This window comes from Xanthobacter sp. BG11Y11_SDJG (assembly GCF_057364445.1).
This window is the reverse complement of the sequence record NZ_JBNFNU010000154.1, coordinates 1-9,176: the sequence shown is the minus strand read 5'-3', so window position 1 is coordinate 9,176 and position 9,176 is coordinate 1. Positions and strand designations below refer to the sequence as shown.

General features: G+C 66.9%; 9 protein-coding genes and 1 pseudogene. 9 read left to right on the top strand and 1 reads right to left on the bottom strand.

Translation table 11 applies throughout. From position 1 onward, the window contains the following. Window positions 1-488 (bottom strand): annotated as a pseudogene (locus tag AC2W7M_RS13700) (hypothetical protein); the annotation flags it as partial. Between the two features lie 29 nt (window positions 489-517). On the opposite strand from AC2W7M_RS13700, the gene AC2W7M_RS13695 reads away from it, so the two are divergent. The 9 genes from AC2W7M_RS13695 to AC2W7M_RS13655 all read left to right on the top strand — a co-directional run. After that, complete coding sequence (locus tag AC2W7M_RS13695; RefSeq protein ID WP_486132826.1) at window positions 518-829, top strand: hypothetical protein; 312 nt, start codon at window positions 518-520, stop codon at window positions 827-829. Between the two features lie 707 nt (window positions 830-1,536). Then, window positions 1,537-1,716 (top strand): hypothetical protein, encoded by a 180-nt coding sequence (locus AC2W7M_RS13690; RefSeq protein WP_486132825.1) that lies wholly within the window; start codon window positions 1,537-1,539, stop codon window positions 1,714-1,716. 105 nt (window positions 1,717-1,821) lie between these two features. After that, entirely contained in the window at window positions 1,822-2,997 is a 1,176-nt protein-coding gene (locus AC2W7M_RS13685) for a beta-keto acid cleavage family enzyme (protein WP_486132824.1), read from the top strand. Between the two features lie 61 nt (window positions 2,998-3,058). Then, complete coding sequence (locus AC2W7M_RS13680) at window positions 3,059-3,448, top strand: VOC family protein (protein ID WP_486132823.1); 390 nt, start codon at window positions 3,059-3,061, stop codon at window positions 3,446-3,448. 117 nt (window positions 3,449-3,565) lie between these two features. Beyond that, window positions 3,566-4,303 (top strand): carboxymuconolactone decarboxylase family protein, encoded by a 738-nt coding sequence (locus AC2W7M_RS13675; RefSeq protein WP_486132822.1) that lies wholly within the window; start codon window positions 3,566-3,568, stop codon window positions 4,301-4,303. Between the two features lie 26 nt (window positions 4,304-4,329). Beyond that, a complete protein-coding gene (locus AC2W7M_RS13670) occupies window positions 4,330-4,884 on the top strand; it encodes a hypothetical protein (RefSeq protein ID WP_486132821.1) in 555 nt (184 codons plus the stop codon). Between the two features lie 305 nt (window positions 4,885-5,189). Next, on the top strand, window positions 5,190-6,839 hold the full coding sequence (locus tag AC2W7M_RS13665) for an ATP-dependent nuclease (RefSeq protein ID WP_486132820.1): 1,650 nt from the start codon (window positions 5,190-5,192) through the stop codon (window positions 6,837-6,839). 318 nt (window positions 6,840-7,157) lie between these two features. Next, window positions 7,158-7,787, top strand: coding sequence for a multiheme c-type cytochrome (locus tag AC2W7M_RS13660; protein ID WP_486132827.1), 630 nt, complete (start codon window positions 7,158-7,160; stop codon window positions 7,785-7,787). After that, the coding region (locus AC2W7M_RS13655; protein ID WP_486132819.1) for a cytochrome c3 family protein at window positions 7,723-9,176 on the top strand (1,454 nt) is incomplete at its 3' end. The genes AC2W7M_RS13660 and AC2W7M_RS13655, both read left to right, overlap by 65 nt.

Sequence of the window (9,176 nt, the reverse complement as noted above, 5' to 3'; positions counted from 1 at the left end):
TGACCGAGGCCGGCCGGCGCGGGGTCCGGCGCGAAGCCGAACCGCACCTCATCGATGTAGGTCTGCGACAGCAGCGCCCATGCGGTGGCATAGTCGGGAAACCGGGCGACGGCGTCTTCCAGGCATTTGCGCACCTTGGCATGCGTCGCCCGGTCGAGACTGGCCCGGTACACGTAATAGCTCAGGGTGCAGGAATAGGCGCGCCAGTCGTCGGGCGGATTCCTCAGATGGCGGGCTGCGTCCGCCTGGAAGATCACGCCGTAGGGCTGCGCGAGCGTCGTCGCCACCCGGCGGGCGATGTCCTCCTCGATCTCGACAAGGCGCGCGACCTTCAGGTCGCCGGTGTAGCTTTGCGCCCAGAGCACGACATCGTCCGATCGCCGCACGAGTTGCGCCTGGAGGCGGAATGCGCCCGCGTGAAGGTCGACGCTGCCGCCGAGCACATACCGCGGGGGCGGGCCTTCGGCCTGGACCGGGCTGGCCTCCACCCCCCCCCGCCCGGGTGGCGACAACCACAATGTCCTTGAATTTCGAGATCTGCCCGATGACCTCCTGGGTGAGGCCGCGGGCGATGGCCCTCGACGCCTCGGTGCGCGCCAGATCGTCGAACGGGCGGACCAGCAGCCGCGGAATGTCGGGCTGCGCCGGGGCGGTGCCGAGCCAGCCCCAGCCGGTGCTGACCACCGTCGCCAGGACCAGCAGCGCCATGATCGCGATGGCGCTGCCCACATACCACGAACGTCGCCCTGAGCCGACCGGAGCGGGGGCGGCGGAGAGCGGCGTCTGCGGCGCCTCCGCAAGCGCCCGCATGACGAAGACGGGCACGTAGCCGCCCTTCGGGATGGTCATCTCCACCGGGTCCGCGCGCCCCGCGCCCAGATAGTACCGCTCCAGCGCCCGCCGCAGGTGTCCCGCCTCCACGCGGACGATGGGGTCGGACTGCGGATCGAACGAAGCGTCGCGGCCGAATACCTCCGTGGCAATCGTGTAGGCCTTGATCCGCTCCGCGCGGCCGGCGAGCGTCTCGCCGACCACATAAGCGAGGAAGCGGCGGGCGCGCTCCGTGGCGACGAAATCGGTGCTGCCGAGGATCCGTTCGAGCTGCGCCTGGCAAAGGCTGGTATCCGGCGGCGGCGGAGCCGCGCCGTACCGATTGCCGGCCTGTGCAAACCCGCTGCCCACGTGCGCTCCCGATCACGCTCCGGGGCCGGACTATAGTCGTGCCCGGGGCAAGAATCACCAAGCTTGACGCTGGCTGCCGCGCCCCGCGCCGGGATTGCGTGAATGATCGCAAAATATTGAACTCATGTACAAAACCGGCTGCGCGCCCGGCGCCGTCCGACCGGGTTTACCCCACCGCTCCACGTTAATTACGTCCCCCCGCGGCTCGCTTGGCCTAAGGCTCACTCGAAGCCGAGGAGATGGGGCGATGGCGACGCGCTCGGACGAAGACACGCTTCAGACGGCGCTCGAATTCTTCCCCGGCAGAGCTTCGGAGCTTCTGGCGCAGATGCGGCGAACCCGGGACTTGCCGACATGTGCGAGGAGCTCTCCGCGGCCCAGACCGCACTCGCCAACACCGCCGCCCTGCCCGCGGAGGTCCAGGCGGCCCGGCGGGAGGAGTGCAGGGGCTGGATCGCGCGGCTGACGCAGGAGATCGAGGACACGCTCGCAGCGGGGAAAGTGGTGCCGCTTGGCCCGAGGTCGCAGGGATGACCGCCCGGCCGCGCGGCTTTTCGGACGCGCGTGCGGACGGGGCTGAGCCGCCGCGGGCAGCCGCAAACGCGGGGCGCAAACACGGACAACAAGGAGGCCAACAACATGTACTACACCGACGACTCCATCCTTCCGGAAAACCAGGCGCCGCTCATCATCACGGCCGCGCCCTACGGCCCGCAGTGGCTTCCCGGCGACGCGGACATCCCGCTGACCTTTGACGAGCAGGTGCAGGTGGCGGTCGACTGCTACAATGCCGGCGCGACCATGCTCCACGTCCATGTGCGCGATCCCGCCACGGGGCAGGGCTCGATCAACTTCGACCAGTACAATTACATGCTCGACCGCCTGCGGACGGCCGTGCCGAAGATGATCCTGCAGGTCGGCGGTTCGATCTCCTTCGCGCCGCACACCGCCGACGCCAAGGCGAAGTGGCTGAACTACGACACCCGCCACATGCTGGCGGAGCTGGAGCCGAAGCCCGACTTCGTCACCGTCGCCACCGGCACCACCCAGTGGGACGTGGTGTCCATGTTCACGCCCGACGACATCAAGGGGACGCATCTCGACAACAATCCGGCCGTCCAGGCCGCCTGGGCCGGCATGTTCGTGGATGCCGGCCCCGCTTTCTACCTCGAGCACCTGAAGCGGCTGTCCGCCAACAAGATCCAGCCCTATTTCGTGCCCGCCCACATCCATCAGCTCGAGATCATCGAGCGCCTCATCCGGGCCGGCGTCTACAAGGGGCCGCTGAATCTCGCGATGGCCGGCTACGGCGGCGGCACGCTGGGCCGCAACCCGTTCCATTGGATGGACTTTTTGCGTCAGGTTCCGCAGGGTGCGGTGACCACCTTCTGGTCCTCCATGCGCGGCCTCATCTCGCTGTCGGCCATGGCCATCGTGCTCGGCCAGCACGTGCGCGTGGGCAACGAGGACAACCTCTGGGGTCCCGACAAGAAGCGCCGCTCCTCGATCCAGCAGATCGAGGGCGCCGTCCGCCTCTGCGAGGAGTTCGGACGCAAGGTCGCCAATGCGGACGAGGCGCGCGAGATCCTGAAGGTCGGCGTCTGGTACGACAGCATCGAGGAAACGCTGGCGAAGATCGGCCTGCCGCCCAACCGCCGCGACGGCGAGCAGGGCTTCCTCCTCTGGGAGACCGACGGCCGCAAGACCGTCGCCAAGGTGGCCGGCGACTCGCACCCGATGGCCTACTGCATGGTCCCGCCCGAGGCGGCCAAGCTGGCGCTGGAAGCGCACAAGGCGGCCAAGGGTCTGGCCTGACGTCCATCGACGACGGGGCTGCGACACCGCGCGGCCCCGTCACCAAGGTGAGAGAGGCGCCATGGCGGGCCACCTGACGAATTTCGAGATCTATGGCGGCGAGCCCGGGCGGCTCGCCGAATTCTATGCCGCGCTGTTCGGCTGGCGGATCGAAAAGACCCCCGGCGTCGACTATTGGCGCATCGAGGTCGGCGCCGACGCGCCCGCCCTCGCCACCGGCGGACTGACGCACCCGCCCGGCTTCGGCAGCCAGGGCTGGCTGCCCTTCGTGCAGGTTTCCTCCTGCGCGGAGGCCCTCGCCACTGCGGAGCGCCTGGGCGGCACGGTCCTGAAGGAGCGCACCGCCGTCCCGCGCGTCGCCTGGCACGGGGTCATCGCCGATCCGGCGGGCAATCGCTTCCTGGTCTGGGAGAGCGATCCGACGGCCTTTCCGCCGCCCGAGCCGGACTGAGCGCGCCGGCGCACCCGCTTGGGCATGTCCTGCGCGGGCCATTGCCGCGCGCCGCCCGGACGCCGCGCCCCGTGCGGTCCGAGACCCAACCCGAAGCAAGCCATGACGGAGGCCGACATGAGCCCGCCGAACGACGAACAGCTTCCGCTTGGCCCGTGGGATGCGGACGCGCTGGCCACGCTGGAGGCGTGGGACCCCTCCTGGGCAGATGCCTGCCGCGCCATGAGCACCGATCCCTGGAGCGGCAAGGTGCTGCCGGTGCGGATGGTGGAGCTCGTCTGCGTCGCGACCAGCGTCGCCTGCACCACGCTCGACGGGACCGCCACCCGCCGCCACATGCGCGCCGCGCTGGCTGCCGGCGCGAGCCGGGACGAGCTTCTGACCATCGTCAAGATGGCGACCGTCATGGCGATCCATTCCTGCAGCCTCGGGGCGCCGATCCTGCTTGAAGAGGCGGCCGCCGCGGGAGCCGCGCTGCCGTCGCATCCGGCCACCCCGACCCCGGCCTGCGACGCCATGAAGAGGCTGGGCCAGTGGAACCAGGCCTGGGACCCCTTCTTCGCGCTCGACCCGGCCTGGACGGACGCCTTCATGGCCACCGGCGCCGGCATCTACAGCGCCGGCGTCTTCACGGCGAAGGAAACCGAGCTTCTGAGCATCGCCTTCGATGTCTCCTTCAGGCACATGTACGCGCCGGGAACGCGGCGGCATATCCGCGGTGCGCTGGCGGCGGGTGCCAGCGTGGCCGAGGTCATGGAGGTGCTGAAGCTCTGCGTCGCGCAAGGCGTCGGCGCGAGCAATCTCGGTGTCGCCATCCTCGCCGAGGAACTGGCGCGTCCGGCGCACGGCGGCTGAGCCGCGCAACAGAGTTGGAGCCGTCCATGGCCGATGCGTCCCGGCAGCCCGCGCCGCCGCCCCACCACTCCGTGAAGACGCGGCTCACGCAGGAATTGAAGCGCTTCCTGATCCTGTTCGTGTATCTCTGGGTTCTGCTCGGCCTGTTCGTGCTGAATCAGGACCTGATCGAGCGGTCGGCGGGAAACGTCTTCGTCTTCCAGGGCTTTGCGATCCTGAACGCATTGATTCTCGCGAAGGTGATGCTGGCGGCGGAGTATGTCGACGTCGCCCGCTGGCTGCAGCGGCTTCCGGTGGCGGCGACGATCGCCTTCGAGGCCGTGCTATGCACCGTCCTCTTCATGATAGTGCACGTCATCGAACGCCTGCTGGTCGGCCTGTTCCACGGCAAGGGCCTGGCGGCGAGCATCCCGTCCTTCGGCGGCGGCGGGCTGGCCGGGACGGCCATCGTGGCCGCCATCATGTTCGTGTCGCTGCTGCCGTTCTTCACCTTCAAGCACGTGGCCCGCGCCATCGGCTCCGACCGGCTCCGCGCGATCCTGTTCCAGCGCCGCGACCCGTCCAACCCCGCGCGCGAATGATGCAGGCGGTGCGTGGTTTCTGGGCTGCGTGGCACCTGGAGAATGAGCCCTGCGATGACGTCTCTGCCCCAGGCCTTCCGCGCTTGCGGAGGTGACCCTAACGGGTCGAAAACCTCCCCAAAGCAGCCGCTCAGCCTGTATTGTTTAATGTCGTGGTTGGGGTGGGGACCGGACGGCCCGCTATTGGGATAAGAGCCACCGATACAGACATACAACCCCTTGCGGCCGCAAGCATGGGACGCGACGGTGTTGACATGCGTGACCGACCTCCGCTGACTAACAATCAGGATTGAAGGGAGATTTCGGTGCTCATTAAGGAGGTAAAGTTTCGCTTTGGCGCTGGCCAGGGGCCAGACCCGCTGGTGTTGGACGAGCCTGCCGTTACCATCTTCGTCGGACCAAATAACTCAGGCAAGAGTTTGGTTCTGCGAGAAATTGCCGATTCCTGCAGCAGCGGAGATACGCATCGTACAATTCTTGGTGGGCTCAAATTTCGCAGTCACTCTGTTGAAGAAATAGATACGCTCCTTGAAGCCTTGACGGACCGTAGGCACATTCCGGGAGAACAGTATGTCCCTGATCACGTGTACATCAAGTTTGGACTCCGGCGGAGGCAAATCAACGTTCCCGTTTTCCGCCAAATTCTACGGAACCCTGACGGGAATATGCGGGGCTTCGCTGAACAATACGCGGTCCGTCATATGCTCGTTCTTGATGGGCCAAGCAGGATTGGCTTGACCGCGCAACAGGACAGAGGCGATCTGAAGGACCCGCACAGCACTTTTGCTCGGCTTCTGACGGACGATGCTCGCCGGCAGTCGCTACGGGATGTCCTTTTTGATGCCTTCGGCCTTTATCTAGGCATGGACATTTCCGAGGGTGCGTCAATCCACTTACGATATGGGAATACAGCCCCACCAAATGAGCGCACCGTAGAGGACGCCACGCTGGAATGGATGAGGAATGCTCGTCCCATCCACCAGTGGAGCGATGGAATGAAGGCCTTTACGGGCATGCTGTTGGAACTGCGCGCAGGCGACCCGAAGATCATCATCATCGACGAGCCGGAAGCGTTTCTGCACCCCACGCTGGCCTACAATCTCGGCCGCGAGATCGCCCGTACCGCGAGCCAGGGCGACAAACAGGTTTTTGTATCGACCCATAGCAGCCAGTTCCTGATGGGCGCGATCCAGTCGGGCGCGAAGCTCAATGTCGTCCGCCTGACCTATCAGCAGGGCAGTGCCACTGCTCGCATGCTTTCGAACGACGCCATCCGCGTCATGATGCAAGAGCCGCTTTTGCGGTCTGCAAATGCTCTGTCGGGCGTCTTTTACGAAGGCATCGTGGTTACCGAAGCGGACGCGGACCGCGCCTTCTACCAAGAGCTCAACGAGCGGCTTCTGGCAAACGAATCTGGACGAGGCGCGCCGAACACCCTCTTCCTTAATGCCAACGGAAAAGATTCAGTGAACAAGATCGTCGGGCCGCTTCGGGCACTCGGGATACCCGTTGCCGCCATTCTTGACATAGACGCACTCAACCCGGAGACCAACTTCCCAGTTCTCTTGGAGGCCACAAATTACCCGAAACCCCACGACTCTATAAGATTGGAGCGCGCAGGCGTGTGGTCAGACCTTGTCTCAGGCGACAAGAAGCCTAAATCGAATGGTGGAATTGCCCTGCTCAATGACGCTGCGAAGGAAAAAGCCGAGAACCTTTTCGACCGCCTCGATCAATATGGCCTGTTCATCCTGAGGCATGGCGAAGTAGAGCACTGGCTCCAAGGATTGAACGTTACAAGAAGCAAAAGGTGGCTGCGCAACATCTTCGAAGCACTAGGTAGCGATCCGAACGCTCCAAGCTATGTTCATCCAGCTGACAACGATGTCTGGGCATTTCTCGACAAGGTTGCCGCCTGGATTAAGGACAAGGCACGACGCGGGATTCCTCTCTGAGGCTCCCTGTGCGGCAGCCGGCTGGCGACATACCGAGATAAGAGGAGGCCACTTCGCCTCCAGCACATCTACAGGTGCGACCCGCCTCCACCCCAAACAGCGGCGCCCGCCTTGGGCATGGAAGCATCCCACCGGCCAGGGGCGTGACGGGCCCTGCCGGGCGGTCCGATGGCGCGAGGGCGCGTGTCGCGCCGATGGCCGCGCCGCCGCCGCTGTCGGACCTCGCCCCAGACGGTGATATCTTGTGGTGCGATCCGTTCGCGCTGACCGATACGGATCCAGTGGCTTTTGCTCGAAGAGTCCCAGGGGATCGGCACCATGGTGTTCCGCCGGTTGATTGGCGCCTGCTTCCCCGCGCTCGCGGCGGGTCTTCTGTCCGCCGGCTTGATCGCACTGGCAGCCGAAGTCTCCGCTCGGCGAACGGGCGAGGCGCTCGGGCCGGGCGGCATCGGCGCGCTCAGCGCGGCGCCCCCGGCGGGCTACGTCGGTTCCGCCGCCTGTGCGGACTGCCATGCGGATGAAACCCGCGCCTGGCTGTCCTCCCAGCACGCCCAGGCCATGAGCCGCGCCGAGCCGGAAACCGTGCTCGGCGATTTCGCCGACGCGCGCGTCGCCCACCAGGGCAGTTCGGCCCGCTTCTTTCGCGACGGACCGCGTTTCATGGTGAGACCGAGGGCGCCGACGCAGGACTGCCGCCTTCGAGATCACCGACACGTTCGGCGTCCTGCCGCTGCAGCAATATCTGGTGACGTTCCCGGACGGGCGCCGGCAGGCTTTGCCCTTCGCCTACGACACGCGGCCGGCCGCGGAGGGGGGCCAACGCTGGTTTCATCTCTATCCGGACCAGACAATCGCGCCATCGGATGTCCTGCATTGGACCGGGATGCAGCAGAATTGGAACTTCATGTGCGCCGAGTGCCACTCGACGGCCCTGCGCAAGGCTTATGATGCGGCGGCGGACCGGTTCGACACGCGCTTCTCCGAGATCAGCGTCGGCTGCGAGGCCTGCCACGGCGCGGCCCGCGGCCATCTGGACTGGGCTAAGGGCTCCCGCGATCCGGCGACGCCGAACAAGGGCTTTCCGTCGGTCGCCCCCCAGCGTCCGCCGGCAGACTGGACCATCGATCCGGCCACCGGCAGTCCGGCCCATGCCGCATCGCGTCCTGACGGCGACATGGTCGAGACCTGTGCCCGCTGCCATGCGCGCCGCAGCATCTTCTCGGAGGACTGGCGCCCGGGCCGGCCGCTGACGCAGACCCATCGGCCGACCTTTCTTTCCGAAGGCCTGTTCGCGGCGGACGGCACGATGCAGGACGAGGTCTTCAACGACCATTCGTTCAAGCAGAGCCTGATGTATGCGCGCGGCGTCACCTGCGGCGATTGCCACGAGCCGCATTCGGCCGCCCTGCGCGCCCCGGGCAGCGCCGTCTGCGGCCAGTGCCACCTGCCGGAGACATTCGCGTCCGAGGCGCATACCGGCCACACGCAAGGGCCGAAGGCGCCGGACTGCATCTCCTGCCACATGCCGGCGCGCACCTACATGGTCGTGGACAAGAGGCACGACCACTCCTTCCGCATTCCCCGGCCGGATCTTTCCGCGCGCCTCGGCACACCGAACACCTGCAATGACTGCCATGCCGACAGGTCGGCGGATTGGGCGGCCGAGGCCATCGCGCGCTGGCATGGACCCGAGCGCAAGGGCTTCCAGACCTGGGGCGAAGCGTTCCACGATGCCCGCGCACGCGATCCTGCGGCGCGCGAGGCGCTGATCCGCCTCGCCACGACGCCGGCCGTCCCCGCCATCGTCCGCGCCACGGCGGTGCACGAGCTGCGGGGCTTCCCCTCCCTTGCGACCGATGCGGCGCTTGAGAAGGCCCTGGCCGATCCCGATCCGCTGGTGCGCATCGCGGCCATCGGCAGCGTGGCCGGCCTGCCCCGCGAAATGCGCTGGCGGCGTCTCGCGCCGCTCCTGACCGATCCGGTCGCCGGCGTTCGCATCGAGGCGGCCAACCAGCTTGCGGACCAGCCGCTGGCGGAGCTATCCGCCGCCGACCGGGACCGGCTCAGCGCCGCCTTCCGCGACTATGAGGCGGCGCAACGCCTTGACGCGGACAGGCCGGAGGGGCGCTCCAATCTCGGCGGGTTTCTGTTGCGGCGCGGCGACGTGGCGGGTGCGGAAGCCGAGTTCCGTGCCGGCCTGAGGCTTCAGCCCGATTTGCCGGCGCTGGCGGTCAATCTTGCCGATCTCTACCGCCTGACGGGCCGCGAACGCGAGGCACAGGCGTCCTGCAGGCGGGCGATCAAGGCCAATCCCGAGTCGCGCGCGCGCGCGCGCTT

Excerpts from the sequence above, each read along its gene's own strand:
- AC2W7M_RS13695 (WP_486132826.1), top strand. The coding sequence starts at position 518 with ATGTCCTTGAATTTCGAGATCTGCCCGATGACCTCCTGGGTGAGGCCG.
- AC2W7M_RS13690 (WP_486132825.1), top strand. The coding sequence starts at position 1,537 with ATGTGCGAGGAGCTCTCCGCGGCCCAGACCGCACTCGCCAACACCGCC.
- AC2W7M_RS13685 (WP_486132824.1), top strand. The coding sequence starts at position 1,822 with ATGTACTACACCGACGACTCCATCCTTCCGGAAAACCAGGCGCCGCTC.
- AC2W7M_RS13680 (WP_486132823.1), top strand. The coding sequence starts at position 3,059 with ATGGCGGGCCACCTGACGAATTTCGAGATCTATGGCGGCGAGCCCGGG.
- AC2W7M_RS13675 (WP_486132822.1), top strand. The coding sequence starts at position 3,566 with ATGAGCCCGCCGAACGACGAACAGCTTCCGCTTGGCCCGTGGGATGCG.
- AC2W7M_RS13670 (WP_486132821.1), top strand. The coding sequence starts at position 4,330 with ATGGCCGATGCGTCCCGGCAGCCCGCGCCGCCGCCCCACCACTCCGTG.
- AC2W7M_RS13660 (WP_486132827.1), top strand. The coding sequence starts at position 7,158 with ATGGTGTTCCGCCGGTTGATTGGCGCCTGCTTCCCCGCGCTCGCGGCG.